This is a genomic window from Pseudomonas sp. (assembly GCF_017744435.1).
Taxonomy (GTDB): Bacteria; Pseudomonadota; Gammaproteobacteria; order Pseudomonadales; family Pseudomonadaceae; genus Aquipseudomonas.
This window is the reverse complement of record NZ_JAGIBG010000012.1, coordinates 117084-137320: the sequence shown is the minus strand read 5'-3', so window position 1 is coordinate 137320 and position 20237 is coordinate 117084. Positions and strand designations below refer to the sequence as shown.

General features: G+C 66.2%; 15 protein-coding genes. 8 read left to right on the top strand and 7 right to left on the bottom strand.

The features are described 5' to 3' along the window. The first annotated feature begins 2 nt into the window (after positions 1–2). The 5 genes from J7573_RS10850 to J7573_RS10830 are packed head-to-tail and all read left to right on the top strand — an operon-like array spanning position 3 to position 5844. Complete coding sequence (locus J7573_RS10850; RefSeq protein WP_294334514.1) at positions 3–947, top strand: DUF58 domain-containing protein; 945 nt, start codon at positions 3–5, stop codon at positions 945–947. Beyond that, a complete protein-coding gene (locus J7573_RS10845; protein ID WP_027919336.1) occupies positions 944–1438 on the top strand; it encodes a DUF4381 domain-containing protein in 495 nt (164 codons plus the stop codon). Before J7573_RS10850 ends, J7573_RS10845 begins: the two co-directional genes overlap by 4 nt. Then, positions 1431–2507 (top strand): VWA domain-containing protein, encoded by a 1077-nt coding sequence (locus tag J7573_RS10840; RefSeq protein ID WP_294334509.1) that lies wholly within the window; start codon positions 1431–1433, stop codon positions 2505–2507. The genes J7573_RS10845 and J7573_RS10840 overlap by 8 nt, the downstream gene beginning before the upstream one ends. After that, positions 2504–4222 (top strand): tetratricopeptide repeat protein, encoded by a 1719-nt coding sequence (locus J7573_RS10835; RefSeq protein WP_294334508.1) that lies wholly within the window; start codon positions 2504–2506, stop codon positions 4220–4222. Before J7573_RS10840 ends, J7573_RS10835 begins: the two co-directional genes overlap by 4 nt. Then, positions 4219–5844 (top strand): BatD family protein, encoded by a 1626-nt coding sequence (locus tag J7573_RS10830; protein ID WP_294334506.1) that lies wholly within the window; start codon positions 4219–4221, stop codon positions 5842–5844. The genes J7573_RS10835 and J7573_RS10830 overlap by 4 nt, the downstream gene beginning before the upstream one ends. A 10-nt stretch (positions 5845–5854) precedes the next feature. On the opposite strand, the gene J7573_RS10825 is transcribed toward J7573_RS10830, so the two are convergent. Then, entirely contained in the window at positions 5855–6286 is a 432-nt protein-coding gene (locus J7573_RS10825; RefSeq protein WP_294334504.1) for a DUF2628 domain-containing protein, read from the bottom strand. 228 nt (positions 6287–6514) lie between these two features. Between J7573_RS10825 and J7573_RS10820 the strand changes: the two genes are divergently transcribed. The 3 genes from J7573_RS10820 to J7573_RS10810 are packed head-to-tail and all read left to right on the top strand — an operon-like array spanning position 6515 to position 11984. Beyond that, positions 6515–7753, top strand: a complete 1239-nt coding sequence (locus J7573_RS10820; RefSeq protein WP_294334503.1) for an exonuclease SbcCD subunit D C-terminal domain-containing protein — start codon at positions 6515–6517, stop codon at positions 7751–7753. Next, positions 7750–11394 (top strand): AAA family ATPase, encoded by a 3645-nt coding sequence (locus J7573_RS10815; protein WP_294334501.1) that lies wholly within the window; start codon positions 7750–7752, stop codon positions 11392–11394. Before J7573_RS10820 ends, J7573_RS10815 begins: the two co-directional genes overlap by 4 nt. Continuing rightward, positions 11391–11984 (top strand): glutathione S-transferase, encoded by a 594-nt coding sequence (locus J7573_RS10810; RefSeq protein WP_294334499.1) that lies wholly within the window; start codon positions 11391–11393, stop codon positions 11982–11984. Before J7573_RS10815 ends, J7573_RS10810 begins: the two co-directional genes overlap by 4 nt. Positions 11985–12115: 131 nt before the next feature. Here the strand turns inward: J7573_RS10810 and J7573_RS10805 are convergent, their stop codons facing one another. From J7573_RS10805 to pepN, 6 genes are all read right to left on the bottom strand, one after another. After that, the gene (locus J7573_RS10805; protein ID WP_294334498.1) at positions 12116–12292 is read right to left on the bottom strand and encodes a hypothetical protein; all 177 of its coding nucleotides are present in this window, start codon (positions 12290–12292) and stop codon (positions 12116–12118) included. 138 nt (positions 12293–12430) lie between these two features. Continuing rightward, on the bottom strand, positions 12431–13561 hold the full coding sequence (locus J7573_RS10800; protein WP_294334496.1) for a lactonase family protein: 1131 nt from the start codon (positions 13559–13561) through the stop codon (positions 12431–12433). Further along, positions 13527–13817, bottom strand: coding sequence for a DUF5629 family protein (locus J7573_RS10795; protein ID WP_294334494.1), 291 nt, complete (start codon positions 13815–13817; stop codon positions 13527–13529). The genes J7573_RS10800 and J7573_RS10795 overlap by 35 nt, the downstream gene beginning before the upstream one ends. A 67-nt stretch (positions 13818–13884) precedes the next feature. After that, positions 13885–16260 carry an RND family transporter gene (locus J7573_RS10790; protein ID WP_294334598.1) on the bottom strand — a complete coding sequence of 792 codons (2376 nt, stop codon included), beginning with the start codon at positions 16258–16260 and terminating at the stop codon, positions 13885–13887. Positions 16261–16280: 20 nt separating this feature from the next. Beyond that, positions 16281–17321 carry a YCF48-related protein gene (locus J7573_RS10785; protein ID WP_294334493.1) on the bottom strand — a complete coding sequence of 347 codons (1041 nt, stop codon included), beginning with the start codon at positions 17319–17321 and terminating at the stop codon, positions 16281–16283. 255 nt (positions 17322–17576) lie between these two features. Next, complete coding sequence (gene pepN / locus J7573_RS10780; protein ID WP_294334492.1) at positions 17577–20234, bottom strand: aminopeptidase N; 2658 nt, start codon at positions 20232–20234, stop codon at positions 17577–17579. Positions 20235–20237: the final 3 nt, after the last annotated feature.

Here is a 20237-nt window from a genome sequence, read left to right as displayed (position 1 = left end):
CCATGCCCACCGCGCCGCAGGCCGAACCCGGCATCCGCATCGGCCTCGCCGAGCTGATCGACATGCGCCACCGCGTACGCGAGATCCAGCTGTTTTCCCGCCCCGGCCAGCGCAGCCCGCTGGTCGGCCTGCACCATTCCAAGCTGCGCGGGCGTGGCGTGGACTTCGACCAGGTGCGCGTGTACCAGGCCGGTGACGATGTGCGCAACATCGACTGGCGCGTCACCGCACGCACCCAGGAGCCGCACACCAAGCTGTTCCACGAGGAACGCGAACGGCCGATCTTCATTCTCGTCGAACAGAGCCAGCGCCTGTTCTTCGGCTCGGGGCTGATGTTCAAGTCGGTGCTCGCAGCCGAGGCTGCCGCGCTGTTCGGCTGGGCCGCACTGGGCCACAACGACCGCATCGGCGGTCTGGTGTTCGGCGACAACGAGCACCACGAGATCAAGCCACGGCGCAGCAAGCAGAGCCTGCTGCAGCTGCTCAACCGCCTGGCCAAGGTCAACCAGGCCCTGCACACCGAAGCCGCGCCGCAAACCGACAGCCTCGGCCTGGCCCTGCGCCGCGCCCGTGAAGTGCTGCGCCCCGGCAGCCTGGCCATCGTCATCTGCGACGAACGCTCGCTCAGCGCCCAGGCCGAGCAACACCTGGCCATGCTCTCGCGTCATTGCGACCTGTTGCTGATGCCGGTGTCCGACCCGCTCGACCACGCCCTGCCCGCCGCCGGCCTGCTGCGCTTCGCCCAGCGCGGCTCGCAGCTGGAGCTCGACACCCTGGACGCCAACCTGCGCCAGGCCTACCGTCAACAGGCCGAAGCGCGCATCGAGCGCTGGGAGCTGATGGCGCAGAAGCTGCGCGTGCTACTGATGCCACTGAGCACCCAAAGCGAGATGATCGAACAACTGCGCGAGTACCTGAATGCCCAGCGACCTGGGAGTGCTCAATGAACCCGCTGGACCAGCTGCAACCGCTGATCGCACCGCCGGCAATTGGCCTGTGGCCGCCAGCACCGGGCTGGTGGCTGCTGCTCGCGCTGCTGCCGCTGCTGGTCTGGGGCCTATGGCGGTTGCGCCGCTGGCGCCCGGGCAAACGCCCGGTGGTGCGCGCCGAGCTGCCGCTCGACCCCGTGCGCCTGGAAGCCCTGGCCGAACTCGCCCGCCTGCCACGCCCCTATGACGGCGCCCCGGCCGGCGCCTGGCTGCAGCAAATCAACGCTCTGCTCAAGCGCCTGTGCCGCAACCACTACCCCGGTGCCAACAGTCATACCTTGAATGGCCGCCAGTGGCTGGCCTTTCTCGACAACCGCTGCCCGGCCGCCGGCCTGACCCGCTGGATGGTGCTGGTCGAAGGCGCCTACAAGCCCGAGTGCAAGCTCGACGACAAGGCCATCGTCGGGCTCAGCCAGGCGGTCGAAACCTGGATTCGCAAACATGTTTGAACTGGCCTGGCCGTGGATTTTCGTGCTGCTGCCGCTGCCCTGGCTGGCGCGCCTGCTGCTGCCCGCCGCCGACAGCGGCGAGCCGGTGCTCAAGGTCGGTTTCCTCGACGAACTGGAAGGCCTGGCCGGGCGCCGCGCACGCCTTAACCTGCCGACCCTGCGCCAGCAGGCGCCGTATGTACTGATCTGGCTGCTGCTGCTGCTGGCCGCGGCGCGCCCGCAGTGGCTCGGTGAACCGGTGCCGGTGGCCGCCAGCGGCCGCGACCTGCTGGTGGCGGTGGATGTGTCGGGCTCGATGGACTTCCCCGACATGCAGTGGAAGGACGAAGACATCAGCCGCCTCGACCTGGTCAAGGCACTGCTCGGCGACTTCCTGCAAGACCGCGAAGGCGACCGTGTCGGCCTGATCCTGTTTGGCAGCCAGGCCTACCTGCAAGCCCCGCTGACGTTCGACCGGCGCACCGTGCGCACCTTCCTCGACGAAGCGCAGATCGGCATCGCCGGCAAGAATACCGCCATCGGTGACGCCATCGGCCTGGCGGTCAAGCGCCTGCGCCAGCGCCCGGCACAAAGCCGGGTATTGGTGCTGGTCACCGATGGCGCCAACAACGGCGGGCAGATCCACCCGCTGACCGCCGCCCGCCTGGCCGCCCAGGAAGGCGTGCGCATCTACACCATCGGCATCGGCGCCAACCCCGAGGCCAGCGGCACGCCCGGCCTGCTCGGCCTGAACCCGAGCCTGGACCTCGACGAAGCGTCGCTCAAGGAAATTGCCGACATCACCCACGGTGCCTACTTCCGCGCCCATGACGGCAACGAGCTGAACGCCATCGGCGATACCCTCGACCAGCTGGAGCCGGTGGCCCAGCAACCGACCCAGGCGCGCACGGCCAAAGCCCTGTATGCCTGGCCGCTGGCCTTGGCCCTGCTGCTCAGCGTGTTGCTGGTGGTGGCGGTGCAATGGCCCGACAACCTGCTGCACAAGGTGCTGCGCAAACCGCGTTTCCTGCAGCCCCATCCGGAATGGCGCCAGCGCCTGAAACGCCTGCGCCTGAGGAAACGCCGATGATCGATCTCTGGCCACAATGGCTGCGCCCGCTCTGGCTGCTGGTCGTGCCCTTGCTCGGCTGGCTGCTGTTCAAGCTGTGGCACCGGCGCAAGCGCGCCGGGCGCTGGCAGATGATCCTGCCGCCAGCGTTCCACCCGGTGCTGCTTGGCGGCGGCAGCGGCAGCAACAGCAAGCTGCCCTGGGTGGCGTTGGGCCTGGCCTGGCTGCTGGTGGTGCTGGCCCTGCTCGGGCCGAGCTGGCAGCGCCTGGAGGAAACCCGCCAGCGCCCGGCCGACCCGCTGGTGATCCTGCTCGAACTGACCCCGCAGATGCTTGCCGACGACGTTGCGCCCAACCGCCTGGAACAGGCCCGGCGCAAGATCCTCGATCTGCTCGAACACCGCAACGACAGCCAGACCGCGCTGATCGTCTATGCCGGCAGCGCCCACACCCTGGTGCCGCTGTCGGATGACCTGGGCACCACGCGCAACCTGCTGGAAGCCATCGACCCGTCGATCATGCCCAAAACCGGCCAGCGCGCCGACCTGGCCGTACAAAAAGGCCTGGCCCTGCTGGCCCAGAGCGGCCTCGGCCAGGGTCGCCTGCTGCTGGTCGGCTCGGCGCTGAGCGCGCCGGAGCGTCAGGGCATCACCCAGGCCCTCGGCCGCCAGGGCCCGAGCCTGCTAATGCTCGGCATCGGCACCGGCGACGGCGCGCCAGTGCGACAGGCCAATGGCGAATACCTCAAGGATGACCAGGGTGGCATCCTCCTGCCACGGCTCGACAGCGCCAGCCTCAAGGCCTTCATCAGTGGTACCGGCGGGCGCTACCGCCATGCCCGCATCGACGACCTCGACCTGCGCGGCCTTGGCCTGTTCGACAACCCGCGCCGCCTGCACGATGCCGGCCAGACCCTGCAACTGGACAGCTGGGCCGACCAGGGCTACTGGTTACTGCTGCCGTTGTTGCTGCTGGCTGCCTGTGCCGGGCGCCGCGGCTGGCTGTTCTGCCTGCCGCTGCTGCTGGCCCTGCCGCAACCCAGCCAGGCCTTCGAGTTCAACGACCTGTGGCTGCGCCCCGATCAACAGGGCCAGATGCTGCTGCGCAAACAGCGCCCGGCAGACGCCGCCCGGCACTTCCAGGACCCGCAATGGCGCGGCATGGCGCTGTACCAGGCCGGCGACTATGCCGGTGCCGCCGAGGCCTTTGCCCAGGGCGACAGCGCCGCAGCCCACTACAATCGAGGCAATGCCCTGGCCCGCAGTGGCGAGCTGGAAGCCGCCCTGGATGCCTACGAACAGGCCCTGGAGCGCCAGCCCGACCTGCAGCCGGCGCTGGCCAACCAGGCGCTGGTGCAGCAACTGCTGCAGCAACGCGAGGCCCAGGCCGAAGAACAACCGGCCAACAGCGATGCCCAAGGCACCCCCGGCAGCGAAACCGAAGGCAACAGCAGCTCGGCCAGCAGCCCCACCCAAGGCACGCCCGGCAGTGAGGAACAGGCCAACGCCGAACAACCCGGCGAAGGCAGCAACAACAGCCAGGCGGCACCCGGCAACCAGGGCGGCGATGACGACAGCATCACCCAGCCGCCGCAGCGCCCGGTGTCGACCAGCCTCGATGCCGAACAGCGCCAGGCCCTGGAACAATGGCTGCGCGAGATCCCCGACAACCCGGCGGAGCTGTTGCGGCGCAAATTCTGGTATGAACAGCAATTGCATCAGGAAAAAACACGATGAGTCGCTTCGGCGTCTTTCTACTCGGCCTGTTGTGGGCCGTCATGGCCCAGGCCCTACCCACGCTGCAGGCCAGCGTCGACCGCACGCGCCTGGAAGCCGGCGAAACCCTTGAGCTGACCCTCGAAAGCCAGGACGTGACCCAGTTCGGCAAGCCCGACCTGCGCGCCCTGGACAGCGACTTCGAAGTGCGCGGCACGCGCCAGCTGAACAGCCTGCACACCCTCGACGGCGAAACCCGCGCCAGCACCCGCTGGATCATCACCCTGCTGCCACGGCGCAGCGGCAGCCTGCGCATCCCCGAACTGCAACTGGGCCAGTCGCACAGCCAGGCCATCGACCTGCAGGTGCTGCAGGCCGACAGCAGCCGCCCGGAGATCGCCTCGCAGGTGTTCGTCGAGGCCACCCTGGACAGCAACGAAGTATACGTCCAGGCCCAGGCCGTGCTGACCCTGCGCATCTACCATTCGGTGTCGCTGTACGACGACAGCAGCCTGAGCCCGCTGCAACTGGAAAACGCCAAGGTCGAGCCGCTGGGTGAATCGCGCACTTACGAGAAAGAAATCAACGGCGTGCGCCACGGGGTGATCGAAACCCGCTACGCGGTGTATCCGCAGCAGAGCGGCGACCTGGACATCCCACCGTTGACCTTCACCGCCACCGCCGCCGACAACGCTCAGCAACCCGCCGGCACCGCCCGGGCGGGCCGCCAGGTGCAAGTCAGCTCACTGCCGCTGCGCCTGACCGTGCGCCCGATCCCCGCCGACTGGCCGGCCAACGTGCCCTGGCTGCCGGCACGTGACCTGACCCTGGAAGAACACTGGAACCCCGACCCGGCCAGCCAGCAGCCACAGATCGGCGACTCCCTCACGCGCAGCATCACCTTGCGCGCCGAGGGCCTGTCGAGCACCCAGCTGCCGCAGCTGCCCGCCACCGAAATCGTCGGTCTGCGCCGCTACCCCGACCAGCCGGTGCTGCGCAACGAGATCAGTGAGCGCGGCATGACGGCCAACCGCGAGGAACGCGAAGCCCTGGTGCCGACCCACAGCGGCAACCTGGCCTTGCCGGCGCTGGAAGTCACCTGGTGGAACACCCGCGAAGACCATCTGGAGCACAGCAGCCTGCCGGCGCGCACCCTGGACGTGCTGGACAATCCGGCGCTGAGCGCCGAGTCCCCGGCCGGCGACAGCAGCGACGCCAGCCACCTGCTCTGGCCCTGGCAGCTCGCCACCCTGCTGTTCGCCCTGACCACGGTGCTGGGTTTCGCCCTGTGGTGGCGCGCCCGCTCGCAGCCGGCAGTGCTGCGCGCTGCGCAGAACGGGCCGAGCCCGCGTACTTTGCTGGATGACCTCAAGCGCGCGTGCCAGGCCAACGACCCCCAGGCCACCCGCCAGGCGCTCGATGCCTGGGCCCGGCAGCAGCCGGAAACCCTGGCCGAGATGGCGGCGCGCTTCGTGCCGCTGTCGGACGCGCTGGATGGGTTGAACGGGGCGCTGTATAGCGAGAGCGGGCAGTATTGGCAGGGTGAGGATCTATGGCGGGCAATCGGCACCATTCCACCGGCCGAGCAGGTGTTGTTGCCTGCGGGCGAGAGCGGCAGCCTGCCGCCGCTCTATCCCAAATGACGGAGCTGCTTCAGAGGACGCGCAGGCCTTCGAACGGGTTCCAGCCCTGCTGGCCCGTGGTCTTCTTCAGGTAATAGGCATAGTTGGTGAGAACACCATACATCACGTTGATCGCCACATTGATGCCAGTATCCAGCGCCCTCGGTATGGCGATGCCGGTAGCACCCTGCAAAATTTCAATCAACACGAGGACGACTGCGGAGATGCCCAGCAGGGACAGGTTCTTTTTCCACAGGCCCAGCACAAACAAGTAGATCGGGCCGAAGAAGAAGGCGATGAAGTTCATTCCGATCAGCAGCCTTTTACCGAAGGGCGCAGCTTTCAGGGCGGCCTTGTAGGCGGCGCTGCTCGGGTTGCCGTACTGGTCGAAGAAGGCGAAACGCTCCTGCCATTTAGGCTTGAGGTTGCAAGTGGTGGATTGGGATTGCGGGATACCTTCCATGGGGGAGCTCCTGTACTTGTCATCCGTGTCTACTGACCAGCTTATCCGGTCGGCTGAGAGCGTAAAGCAGCCAAGTGCGTGAAACAAGCTGATTGCTGCTGGATGTATCGCTTGCGCCAGTGAGAGCAACTGCCTTGTCACCCAGGCTTGGGTTACCATACCCGGCTCCGCAAAGCCCATCATTCACGCCAAGCCCCGGCTTGCTGACTCGACACCGACAGGTCATCCATGCGTCTGTTTCACACCTCCGACTGGCACCTGGGCCAAAGCCTGCACGGCCAGGAACGCGACTTCGAACACGCCTGCTTCCTCGACTGGCTGCTCGGCCAGCTGCGCCTGCGCCAGCCGGACGCGCTGCTGATTGCCGGCGACATCTTCGACACGGTCAACCCGCCGGTCAAAGCCCAGGAGCGGCTCTACGACTTCATCGTCCAGGCCCACGAGCAGCAGCCCAAGCTGGACATCGTGATGATCGCCGGCAACCACGACTCCGGCTCGCGCATCGAGCTGCCCGCCGCACTCATGCGCCGCCTGCGCACCCACGCGCTGGGCCGGGTGCACTGGCTCGACGAGGGCCAGCTGGATGCCGAGCGCCTGCTGATTCCGCTGACCAACGGCCGCGGCAAGGTCGCTGCCTGGTGCCTGGCCCTGCCCTTCCTGCGCCCGGCCGAAGTGACCGGCCCGCAGCTGGGCGACGACTACCTGCAAGGCATCACCCAGGTGCATCAGCAACTGATTGGCGCGGCGCAGAAAAAGCGCAAGAAGGACCAGGCGCTGATCGCCATCAGCCATGCGCACATGGCCGGTGGCGCGGTGTCCGAAGACTCCGAGCGCAGCCTGATCATCGGCAATGCCGAGGCCTTGCCGGCCAAGCTGTTCGACAAGTCGATCAGCTACGTCGCGCTCGGCCACCTGCACAAGCCGCAGAAGGTCAACCGCGAAAGCCGCATCCGTTACAGCGGCTCGCCGATCCCGCTGTCGTTCGCCGAAATCAACTACCCGCACCAGGTGCTGGAAGTCGAACTGGAGGGCAGCGAGCTGGTCAGTGTCGAGCCGCGCCCGGTACCCCGTGCGGTAGCCCTGCAGCGGGTCGGCCCGGCGCCGCTGGGCGAACTGCTCGAACAGCTGGCCGAGCTGCCGGTGATCGACCTGCTCGAAGACCCCAACCGCCAGCCCTGGCTGGAGGTTCGAGTGATTCTGGATGAACCTCAACCCGATCTGCGCCAGCAGATCGAAACCGCGCTTGAGGGCAAAGCTGTGCGGTTGATCCGCATCAGCGCCGAGTACGCTGGCCGCAACAACAGCGAAGACGACGACCTGGCATTCGTCGAACTGGCGCAGATGACCCCGCAGGACCTGTTCAGCCGCGCCTGGGAGCAGGCCTACGGCAACCCCGTCGACGAGCAGGCCCTGGCCGATTTCGCCCTGCTGCTGCAGGACGTCCAGCTGGAAGAGGAACAGCCATGAAGATTCTCGCCATCCGCCTGAAGAACCTGGCATCCCTGGCCGGCCCGGTCGACATCGACTTCACCGCCGAGCCCCTGGCCAGCGCTGGCCTGTTCGCCATCACCGGGCCCACCGGCGCCGGCAAGAGCACCTTGCTCGATGCCCTGTGCCTGGCCCTGTTCGGCACCGTGCCGCGCCTGAACGACATCGGCCGCGAAGCCAAGGTGCCGGACGCCGACGGCGAAATCCCCACGTCCGACCCGCGCAACCTGCTGCGCCGTGGCACCGGCAGCGGTTTTGCCGAAGTCGACTTCGTCGGCATCGACGGCCACCGCTACCGCGCCCGCTGGGAAGCCAACCGCGCCCGCGACAAGGCCAACGGCAAGCTGCAATTCAGCCGCCAGAGCCTGTATGACCTGGACAGCGAACAGGTGCTGGGCAGCGGCAAGAGCGAGTACAAGCAACTGATCGAAGCCCGCCTGGGCCTGAATTTCGAGCAGTTCACCCGCGCGGTGATGCTGGCGCAAAGCGAGTTCGGCGCCTTCCTCAAGGCGGATGACAAAGAGCGCAGCGAGCTGCTGGAAAAGCTCACCAACACCGCCATCTACACCCGCCTCGGCCAGCGCGCCTTCAGCAAGGCACGGGAAACCGGCGAAGCACACAAAGCCCTCAATGACCGCGCCAGTCACTTGCTGCCGATGGCCGCCGAGGCCCGTGCCGAACTTGACCAGCGCCTGGAGCAGGCGTTGCAACAGGTCAAGGCCGACCAGGCCGGCGAGCGCCAGCTGGAGCAGCAACGCAGCTGGCTCGATGAACAACGCCAGCTGCAGGCCCAGCACGCCGAAGCCGGCGCCGCCCTGCAAGCTGCCGAACAGGACTGGCAGCAGCTGGCCGAGCAGCGCCTCGACCTGCAACGCCTGGAGCGCCTGGCACCACAACGCCACCAATTCCACCGCCAGCAGATGCTCGGCGCGCAACTGGCCCCGGTCGCGGCGCAGATCGCCGAGCAACAGCGCCAGCAAAGCGAATTGCAGACGCGCACCGCAGAACTGGAACAGGCACTGCTGACGTCTCGCGAGGCCCTGGCACAGCGCCAGACCCTGCACAGCGAAAATGCCCCACGCCTGCGCCAGGCCTTCGCGGGCCAGGACAACCTGGTGCGTCTTGACCAGGAACTGGCGGGGCAACGCAGCACCTGCGATCAGGCCGCGCAGCACGTTGCCGAAAGCCAGCAGCAACTGCAGCAAACGGGAGTGAACCAGCAGCGCAGCCAGCTGCAACTGGCGCAGATCGACACTGCCCTGGCCGACAGCCAGCACCTGGCCGGCCTGGCCAATGCCTGGCAGGCCTACCTGCCGCAACTCAAGCAGGTGATGCTGATCGGTGGCCGCCTGGCCAAGGGCCGCGAGGAACTACCCGGTCTGCAGGCTCTGGCCAGCCAGGCCAATGTCCAGTTGCAGAGCCAGCGCGACCACTTCGAGCTGCTGTTCCGTGAAGCCAAGGCCGAACCCCAGGCCCTGGCCGAACAGATCGACCTGCTCGGCAACATGCTGCAGGACAACCGCAAACAGCAACGCGCCGTCGAGGAGCTGTCGCGCCTGCATGGCCGTGAGCAGGAACTGCGCCAGCAGCTCGATGCCCTGCGTGAGCGTCAGCAGCAGGCCATGCAGCATCGCCAGCAACTGATCGGCGAAGGCACGGCGGCCAAGGCCGAACTGGAAGCCGCCGAACAGGCGCTCAACCTCACCCGCCAGTTGCTGGAGCGCCAGCGCCTGGCGCGCAATACCAGTGTCGAAGAACTGCGCGGCCAATTGCGCGATGGCGAGCCCTGCCCGGTGTGTGGCAGTGCCGAACACCCGTTCCATCAGCCTGAGGCCCTGCTGCAGAGCCTTGGCCGCCACGACCAGGCCGAAGAGGACGCGGCGCAGAAACAGGTCGAAGCCCTCAACGGCAAGCTGGTCGAACTGCGCACCCAGCTCGGCGTGGTCAACGCCCAGCTCAAGGACGCTCAGCAGCAACAGCAGCAGCTTGGCGAGCAGTTGCAGCCGCTGGTGGCGCAGGTGCAGGCGCACAGCCTCTGGCCCGCCCTCGCCCCACAGGACGACAAGGCCCGCAGCGCCTGGCTCGACAGCCAGCTGCGGCGCCTGGACGACGAAATCGGCAAGGACGAGAAGCGCCAGAGCGCCCTGCTCGCCCTGCAGAAGGATGCCGCGCGCCTCAACCAGCACCTGCAGGCAGCGCAGGAAGCCCAGCAACAGGCCCAGCGCCATCTCGACCAGCAGCACCAGGCCCTGGCCAGTGATGAACAACAGCTGGAGCAGGGCCTCAATGACTTGGCCAATGTGCTCCCGGGCGATGTACTCAAAGCCCTTGGCGATGACCCGGCCAATGCCTTCCTGGCCCTTGACCAGCAGATCGCCCAGCGCCTGCAGCAACTGGAGCAGCGCAAGGACGAGCAGGAAGAACAGCAGGCACGCCAGGTGCAGTTGGACAAGCTGCGCGACCAGCAACAGGCGCGCGCTCAAGCCTTGACGCAGGCGCAGCAACAGCTCGCCGCACTCGACACCCAACGTCAGCAGGCCCAGGCCGCGCTGGCCGAGCTGCTTGGCGAGCAGGCCAGCGCCGAAGCCTGGCAACAGCACATGGACAGCCAGCTGGAGCAGGCGCGCGCTGTCGATGCAGACACCGCCCAGCGCCTGCAGGACCTGCGCACCCAAGGCGTGCAACTGGCCAGCGAACTCAAGGCCAATACCCAGCAGCAGCAGGCGCTGGAAAGCGAGTGCCAGCAGCTGCAGGGCGACATTGCCCAATGGCGCGCCGAGCATCCGGAGCTGGACGATGCCGGGCTGGATCGCCTGCTGGCCATCGACGACGCCCAATTGGGTGAGCTGCGCCAGCGCCTGCAAGGCGCCGAGAAGGCCATCGAGCAGAGCCGGGTGCTGCTTCAGGAGCGCGACCAGCGCCTGCAGCAGCACGCCGCGCAGATGAGCGTCGACGCTTCGGTCGAAGACCTGGAGCAAGCGCTGGGCGAGCTGCGCGAGCGGCTGGCCGGCCATGAACAGCAATGCGCCGAACTGCGCGCGCAACAGGCCGACGACCAGCGCCGCCAGCAGGCGAGCCAGGCCCTGGCCGGGGAAATCGAGCAGGCCTACCAGCAATGGCAGCGTTGGGCGCGGCTGAACGCGCTGATCGGCTCGGCCTCGGGCGACGTGTTCCGCAAGATCGCCCAGGGCTACAACCTCGACCTGCTGCTGCACCACGCCAACGCCCAACTGCGCCAGCTGGCGCGCCGTTACCGCCTCAAACGCGGTGGCAGTGCCCTGGGCCTGCTGGTGCTGGACACCGAAATGGGCGACGAGCTGCGTTCGGTACACTCGCTGTCCGGCGGTGAAACCTTCCTGGTCTCGCTGGCCCTGGCCCTGGGCCTGGCATCGATGGCCTCGAGCACCCTGCGCATCGAGTCGCTGTTCATCGACGAAGGCTTCGGCAGCCTCGACCCGGAATCGCTGCAACTGGCCATGGACGCCCTCGACGGCCTGCAGGCGCAGGGGCGCAAGGTTGCGGTGATCTCCCACGTGCAGGAGATGCACGAGCGCATTCCGGTGCAGATCCAGGTGCGCCGCCAGGGCAATGGCCTGAGCGACGTGGAGGTGTGCGGGTGATCCTCTACTCGTTCCGTCGCTGCCCATGGGCCATGCGTGCACGCCTGGCGCTGCGCTATGCCGGCTGCACGGTGGAGGTCGTCGAGGTGGCGATGAAGAACAAGCCGGCCGCACTGCTGGCCTTGTCGCCCAAGGGTACGGTGCCGGTGCTGGATACCGGTGACGGTGTACTGGAGGAGAGCCTGGACATCATGCGCTGGGCGCTCGAGCAACACGACCCGCAGGACTGGCGCCTGCAGGCCGACCCGGCCGCCGCGCAGCACGCCGAGGCGCTGATAGCCCGCAACGACAGCACGTTCAAGGCCCAGGTGAACTTGTACAAGTACGCCGAGCGCTACCCGGAGTACTCACGCGAGCACTATCGCCTGCAGGCCGAGGCCTGGCTGGCGGAGCTTGAACAGTTGCTCGAAGGCCGGCCATACCTGCTGGCCGATCACCCGAGCCTGGCCGATGCCGCGCTGTTGCCCCTGATGCGCCAGTTTGCCGGGGTCGAACCGCTGTGGTTCGCCGAGGCGGCTTATCCGCGGGTGCGGAGCTGGCTGGAGGGGTGGTTGGCTTCGGCGCTCTTCAACTCGGTCATGGCTCGCTAAAGCGCTTCAGGCTGCAACTCGGTCTCTGTGGGAGCGGGCTCGCCCGCGAACACCGGCAAAGCCGGTGCCACACACCGCGGTGTCTGCTTCGCGGGCATGCCCGCTCCCATAGGGACCGTGCAAGGTCTCAATCAGTGGCTGTGCTTACCACTCAGTGCCGCATGAAAGTTGGCGCTCTGGCGCAGGTACTGCTCGGTGTAGCTGTGGGTAGCCGTGGTCTTGCTGCTGTCGGCATGGGCATGGGCCGGCAGCACGACGGAGGCGGAGATGGCGGATGCGGCAATCACGGGGAAGAGATTGAAGTTCATGGTGGCTGACCTCGACGTGTGTGGTTTGACGTTCAGCCGCTTGGGCCTTGGGTCAAACTTACGCCGCTGAGGTCGCCCGCAGAAATTCATTGCGCTGGTAGGGACTATTACCGCTATCGATAATCCTGGTAGCGAGCCTCATTCGATGAACTTGAGGTCCGAAGGCGCATCCTGGGTGAAGGTCTGCACCGTCTCGCCGAGCTTGCCGCTGCGCGGGTCGCGGTGCATGACCACGATCTGGTTGCTCTTCTGGTTGGCCACCAGCAGGAAGTTGTCGCTCGGGTCCAGGGCGAATTCCCGTGGGTGGTCGCCCTCTACCGAACGGCGCTGCAGGAAGGTCAGCTGGCCATCTTCCTTGCCCACGCTGAACACCACGATCTCGTTCGCCGTGCCGCGGTTGCTGACGTACAGAAAGCGCCCGTCCGCCGACAGGTGCAGCCCCCCCGAGGCCTTGGCAGCGGCATCCTGCTGTTCGGTCAGTGGCAGGCGCTGACGCTCCAGCAAGGCAGCGTCCTTGACGTCGAACATCACCACTTCGCCGCTCATTTCCAGCGTCAGGTAGGCATGCCGACCCTTGGCATCGAACAGCAGATGCCGCGGCCCGCTGCCGGGCGGCAGGTCTACCGACGCCGGGATCGCCGCACTCAGGGGGTGATCGGTGCTGGCGCCGTCGTAGCGATAGATGAAGACCTTGTCGGCGCCCAGGTCGCAGGCATACACATGCAGGCCGTCCGGCGACAGCACCAGCGAATGCACGTGGGCCCCGGCCTGGCGCTCGGGGTTGGCGCCACTGGCCTTGTGCCGCAGTTGCTGGACCACGTCCTTGAGCTTGCCATCCTTGGCCACCGGGATCACCACCAGGCTGCCGCCCGGGTCGGGGGCAACGGCGTAGTTGGCCACAAAGAGGTAGCGCTGGTCACGGCTCAGGCTGGCGTGGGTCGGTTCGTCGCCACGGCTGGCCACCTGGTTCAGCGGTTTGATCTCGCCCTTGGCGCTGACGCTGAAGCTGCTGACTTTGCCGTTCGGGGTTTCATTGACCGCGAACAACTGGCGCTGGTCGGCCGACAACACCAGCCACGATGGGCTGACACTCTTGACCACCTGTTGCGGCGTCGGGTCGATCTGCCCCGTCTTGCTGTCGAACTGGTAGCGGTAGATGCCCTGGCTTTGGCCATCGGTGTAGCTGCCCACCAGCAACGTGGCGGCGTGGGCGGTGATTGTCAGGCTCATCAGGCTAGCGGTCAGCAGGCTCGTCCAGATCCGGTTCATCGTCGTCTTCATCCGGGGCGCGAAAGGCACTCATACAGACTAGACGATGCTCGCCCTGGGCATCGTTGAGTTGCCATTCATCACCGGCGCCGACGGCGGCAGCGAGCTGCTCGGGGTTGAACGACCAGCGGCGGAGTTGGCGGCCGTCCATGCATTCGACGGTGAGGCCGGAATCGTCGCAGGTGAAATCGAAGGCGTGCAGGCCGTCGATCAGGAGCATGTCGCAGGATGCGAGGGCGGTGGCGAGGGGGGACATGGGAATACCGGTCAGAAATGAGCCGGCAGTATAACCCGAGGGCCGCATTGCGGCCCTCGGGGATACATCAATGGGCGAAGATCGAGCCCCCCTCCTTGCCCACCATCTTCTCCGGCTTGATCAGGAACCGCGCCAGCGCCGGCAGCAGCCACAGCGCGCCGAACATGTTCCACAGCAGCATGAAGGTCAGCATCAGGCCCATGTCGGCCTGGAACTTGATCGCCGAGAAGATCCAGGTGCACACGCCGATCGCCAGGCACAGGCCGGTGAACAACACCGCCTTACCGGTCGAGCGCAGGGTCTGGTAGTAAGCCTCCTGCAACGGCAGGCCGGCACGCAGGAAGCTTTCCAGGCGGCTGTAGATGTAGATGCCGTAGTCCACGCCGATACCCACGCCCAGGGCCACCACCGGCAAGGTGGCAACCTTGACGCCGATCCCCATGAACGCCATCAGCGCGTTGCCCAGCACCGAGGTCAGCACCAGCGGCAGGACGATGCACAGGGTCGCGGCGAACGAGCGGAAGGTGATCATGCACATCACTGCCACGCAGAGGTAGACCAGGATCAGGATGGTCAGCTCGGCCGACTTGATCACCTCGTTGGTGGCCGCCTCGATCCCGGCGTTGCCCGCCGCCAGCAGGAACTGCAGGCCCTCCTTGTCATGGCTGTCGGCAAACGCCTTGGCCACCGCGGTGACACGCTCCAGGGTCTCGGCCTTGTGGTCGTTGAGGAACACCAGTACCGGCGCCAGCGAGCAGTCGGTGTTGTACAGGCCGTCGGCGCGGGCGATGGAGTTGTTGAGGACGTCCGGGTTGCGCGACAGCGTCTCCCACTTCAGGCTGCCCTCGTTCATGCCCTTGATCACCTGCTTGGACACGGTCACCAGGGAGATCGCCGACTGCACGCCGGGGGTGTTCTGCATGGTCCACATCAGCTCGTCGATCGGCGCCATGGTCGAGTGGATCGAGCAGCTTTCCGGTGGCGTCTTGACCATGATCACCAGCACGTCGGAACTGGTCGAGTAGTTGCTGATGATGAAGTTGTTGTCCTGGTTGTAGCGCGAGTCCGGGCGCAGCTCCGGCGCGCCCTGGTCGAGGTCGCCGATCTTCAGGTTCTGGCTGTACCACAGGCCGCCGGCGAAGGCGATCAGCGCCAGGGTGATCGACACCGGGGCGACCTTGGCGCTGGCGAAGTTCGACAGCAGCCGCCAGAACGGATGCTCGCGGGTCGCGTCTCTCTTGCTGCGCTCGATGGCCTTCTTGCTGATGCCGACGTAGGAAATCGCCACCGGCAGCAGGATCAGGTTGGTGAACACGATCACCGCCACGCCGATGGACGCACCGATGGCCAGCTCGCGGATCACGCCGATGTCGATGATCAGCAGGGTGATGAAGCCCACGGCGTCGGCAAGGATGGCGATCATCCCCGGCAGGAACAGCTGGCGGAACGTGCGCCGGGCTGCGGTCAAGGCATTGTCGGCGTCACTGGACTGCAAGGCGATGCCGTTGATCTTCTGCACACCGTGGGAAATGCCGATGGCGAAGATCAGGAACGGTACCAGCATCGAGTACGGGTCCAGGCCGAAGCCCACCGCGTGCATCAGGCCCAGCTGCCAGACCACCGCCACCAGGGTGGTGATGAGCACGGCGATGGTGCTGCGGATGCACCAGGTGAACCAGTACAGCAGGATCCAGGTGATCACCAGGGCCACACCGAAGAACATCGCCACCATCACCAGGCCGTCGATCAGGTCGCCGACCTTCTTGGCGAAGCCGATAATGTGGATCTTCACATTGGGGTTCTGCGCCTGGAACTTGTCGCGGATCTTCTCTTCGAGCTGGTGCGAGAACTGCTGGTAATCCAGCTTGACCTGCTTGCCGGGGTCCTGCGGGTCAGGGAAGCTTTCCAGCAGTGGCACGTCGACGATGCTCGACTTGAAGTTGTTGCCCACCAGGCGCCCGACCTGGCCGGACTTGAGCACGTTGTCGCGCAGGGTGTCGAGGCTGTCCTGGGAGCCGTTGTAGGTGTTGGGGATGACTTCGCCACCGGAGAAGCCTTCCTCGGTGACCTCACTCCAGCGCACGCTGGGGCTCCACAGCGACTTGAGGCCGGCGCGGTCGACACCGGGGATGTAGAACACCTCGTCATGGATCTGCCGCAGCGTTTCCATGTAATCCTTGTCGAAGATGTCGCCGTTGACCGCCTCGACCGAGATGCGCACGGTATTGCCGAGGTTGGCCAGGTCGTTGCGGTGCTCCATCATCTGTTCGATGAACGGGTGCTGCAGCGGGATCATCTTCTCGAAGCTGGTCGAGGGGCGGATCTGCGTGGCCTGCCAGAACAGGAAGATGCTGACCAACAGGCACAGGGCGATGACCACCGGGCGGTTGTTGAAGATCAGGCGTTCGAGCAGCGTGGCCTTGTCCTGATGGTGCGGGTGCATGGTGATGCTCTCCCTGCTGGTCATGGACGCACCTCCTTGGCTGCCTGCTCTGCACCTTCGGCGCTGGCCAGGTGCACGCCCCCCTGCCCCACCAGCAGCAGGCCACCGTCGGCCAGGCCAGTGACGCCGGCCAGGGCGATGCGATCACTGCGGTTGTAGACGCTGAAGGTCTGGCCATCATCGGTGCTGCGCAGCACGCTGCCGCCATTGCCGACCAGCACCAGGCTGCCATCCTCGACAAGCGTAGCGCCTGCCAGGCCGAATTCGAGCTCGCCACGGGCGGCCTTGAGCGCGATCGGCTGCCAGCTGTCACCGAAATCGGTGGAGCGGAACAGGTTGCCGCGCAGGCCGTAGGCCAGCAGCGTATTCGCCTTGGCGGTACCGATCACGCCGAACAGCGAGCCCTCGTAAGGGCCCTGGACCTTGCTCCAGGTCTGGCCGTCGTCACTGGAGCGGTACATGCCGCCCTGCTCGCCGACGATGAACAGGCCAGCGTCGCGCACCCGGGTGATGCCGTTGAGGTGGAGTTGGTCGGGGTTGTCCAGGCGTTCGGCAATGTCCTGCCAGTGCTGGCCGCCGTCGCGGGTTTCCAGCAGCGCGCCGTAGGCACCCACGGCAAAGCCGTGCTGGGCGTCGAGGAAGGTAACGTCCAGCAGTGGCGCTTCACGGGCAAGGTCTTCGAACTGCTTGCTCCAGGTGGCGCCACCGTCGCTGCTGGTGAGGATCTGCGCATCGTGGCCGACTGCCCAGCCACGCTTGTCGTCGAGGAAAAACACGGCGGTGAGCAACTGGCGGGTGGGCACCCGGGCCTGGGTCCAGGTACTGCCCTGGTCGTCGGAGAACAGAATATGGCCGCGATCACCCACCACCACCAGGCGCTTGCCGGCATGGGCGGCGCCAATCAGCAGGCTCTGGCTGGCCTTGGCTGATTCGGTCGAGTACTCGTCGGCGGCAGCGGCCTGCGCGCTGTCGGCCCACATCCCCAGTGCCAGCGCCAGCATCGCGCCGGTCGCCAACGGCCAGGCACCACGCCTGGCCTGCGTCATCACCCGCTGCTTCATGACCATCCCCTGTTGTGTTCTTCTTGATGGGTCTGTGCTGTGAAAAGCCTGTTTTAGAGGCTTGGGGGATCGTATCGGGGAAGGTTGCGCGATTACAACGCGCGGGACGTTATGTTTTGTTAACCGCCAAAAAAGCTGGGGCCGCTTTGCGGCCCTTTCGCGACACAAGGCCGCTCCTACAAGGGGATGCGAGTCCCTGTAGGAGCGACCTTGTGTCGCGAAAGGGCTGCACAGCAGCCCCAGGATCTACCAGGCTTACGCCAGGCTCTTGCTCACCACTTCATAGACATCGCTGGACAGCGCGCCAGAAGCGAGAATCCGCTCCAGCTCGCCCTTCATCAGCACCTGCCGCGCGTCGTCATACTTGCGCCAGCGGGTCAGCGGTGCCAGTTGGCGCGAGGCAATCTGCGGGTTCAGCGCATTCAGCTCGATCACCAGGTCCGCCAGGAAGCGATAACCCGAACCATCAGCGGCATGGAAGTTGACCAGGTTCTGCCCGGCGAAGGCACCGATCAGCGCCCGCACCTTGTTCGGGTTCTTCAGGGTGAACGCAGGGTGCTGCATCAGCGCCTTGACCCGCGCCAGCCCGCCCGGCAGCGTGCTGGCGGCCTGTACGCTGAACCACTGGTCCATGACCAGCGGGTTGTCCTTGAAGTGCTCGGCGAAGGTCTCCAGCGCCTTCGCACGCTCGGCCGCGAACGGCGAGTTGACCAGCACGGCCAGCGCGGTCAGGCGCTCGGTCATGTTGTCGCAGTGCTCGAACTGCTCCAGGGTCGCTTCCAGCACCTGCGGCTTGCCGCTCTGCATCAGGTACGACAGGGCGATGTTCTGCAGGCTGCGGCGGGCGAAGTGCTCGGCGGCGGCCACGTAGGCAGTGTTGCGCGACACCTCGCGGTTGGCCTGGTAGCGCGCCCACAGGGCATCGAACAGCTGCTCGGCGATCTGCTGGCGGGCGAACTCGCGGGCGGCGTGGATGGCATCGACATCGGCCACCTGGCTGATCTCGGTCAGGTAGGCCTCGCCTGGCAGCGAGAGCATCTCGGCGACCATGGCGGCGTCCAGCGACTCATTGCCCAGCACGGTACCGAGCGCGGTGATCAGGCGCTGGTCGAGTTTCAGCGCCTCGCCACGCTGATGCTGGCCGATCAGCTCCTGCAGCACCTGCACCGACAGTTGCTGGCCCGCTTCCCAGCGGTTGAAGCCGTCGCTGTCGTGCTGCATGAGGAACATCAGCTGGTCACGGTCGTACGGGAAGCTCAGCTTGACCGGGGCGCTGAAACCGCGCAGCAGCGACGGCAACGGCTTGGCGGTGATGCCCTGGAAGGTGAAGGTCTGCTCGGCCTCGGTCACCGACAGCACACGCGAGGTGCCCGCTGCGGCAGCTTCGCCAGCCAGTTGCAGCGGCAGATCGTTGCCCTCGGCATCGAGCAGCCCCAGTTCGACCGGGATCACGAACGGCAGCTTCTCGGCCTTGTCCGGGGTCTGCGGGCAGCTCTGGCGGAAGGTCAGGCTGTAGGTCTGCGCGGCGGCGTCATAGGCTTCGCTGACCTCCAGGCGCGGGGTGCCGGCCTGGTTGTACCAACGCTTGAACTGGGCCAGGTCGACGCCGTTGGCGTCTTCCATGGCCTTGATGAAATCGTCGGTGGTCACGGCCTGGCCATCGTGGCGTTCGAAGTACAGGTCGCTGCCCTTGCGGAAGCCGTCTGCACCCAGCAAGGTGCGGACCATGCGCACCACTTCGGCGCCCTTCTCGTACACGGTCAGGGTGTAGAAGTTGGAGATTTCGATGAAGCTGTCCGGGCGCACCGGGTGGGCCATGGGGCCGGCGTCTTCGGCGAACTGGTGGGTGCGCAGGTAGGCGACGTCCTCGATGCGCTTGACCGTGCGCGAGTTCATGTCGGCGCTGAACTCGGCATCGCGGAACACCGTGAAGCCTTCTTTCAGCGACAGCTGGAACCAGTCGCGGCAGGTCACGCGGTTGCCCGACCAGTTGTGGAAATACTCGTGGGCGACCACACCTTCGACGCGCTGGTGGGCGGCATCGGTGGCGGTTTCGGCGCGGGCCAGCACGCAGCTCGAGTTGAAGATGTTCAGGCCCTTGTTTTCCATGGCGCCCATGTTGAAGTCGTTGACCGCAACAATCATGAAGATGTCCAGGTCGTACTCGCGACCGTAGACTTCCTCATCCCAGCGCATGGACTTCTTCAGGCTGACCATGGCGTGGTCGCACTTGTCGATGTTCTCGGGCTCGACATAGATGCGCAGGGTCACGTCGCGGCCGGACTGGCGGACGAAGTTGTCTTCGACGCACCACAGGTCACCGGCCACCAGCGCGAACAGGTAGGCCGGCTTCATGAACGGGTCTTCCCAGGTCGCCCAGTGGCGGCCGTCGTCTGCCGGCCCGCTGCCGATCGGGTTGCCGTTGCTGAGCAGCACCGGGTAGCGATGCTGCTCGGCGATCACCGTGGTGGTGAAGGTGCTCATCACGTCCGGGCGGTCGAGGTAGTAGGTGATCTTGCGGAAGCCCTCGGCCTCGCACTGGGTGCAGAACATCTTGCCGGACTTGTACAGGCCTTCCAGCGCGGTGTTGCTCTCCGGGTGGATCTTCACGCTGGTGTCGAGGGTGAAACGCTCGGCCTTGGGATGGACCGTCAGGCTGTCGGCTTCGAGCTGGTAGTCGCTCGCCTGCAGTTCGACATCGTCCAGCGAGGCACGCAGCAGTTCCAGCTGCTGGCCGTCCAGTTCCAGTGGCGGCAGGCCGGCACCGCGTGCCGGGTTGCGGCGCATGACCAGTTGCGCGTGGACCAGGGTGTGGTCCTCGAACAGCTCGAAGGTCAGGTGCGTCTCGTCGATCAGGTACTCGGGCGCCTGGTAATCCTTGAGGTAGATCACTTGCGGTTGTTCGGTACGCATGTG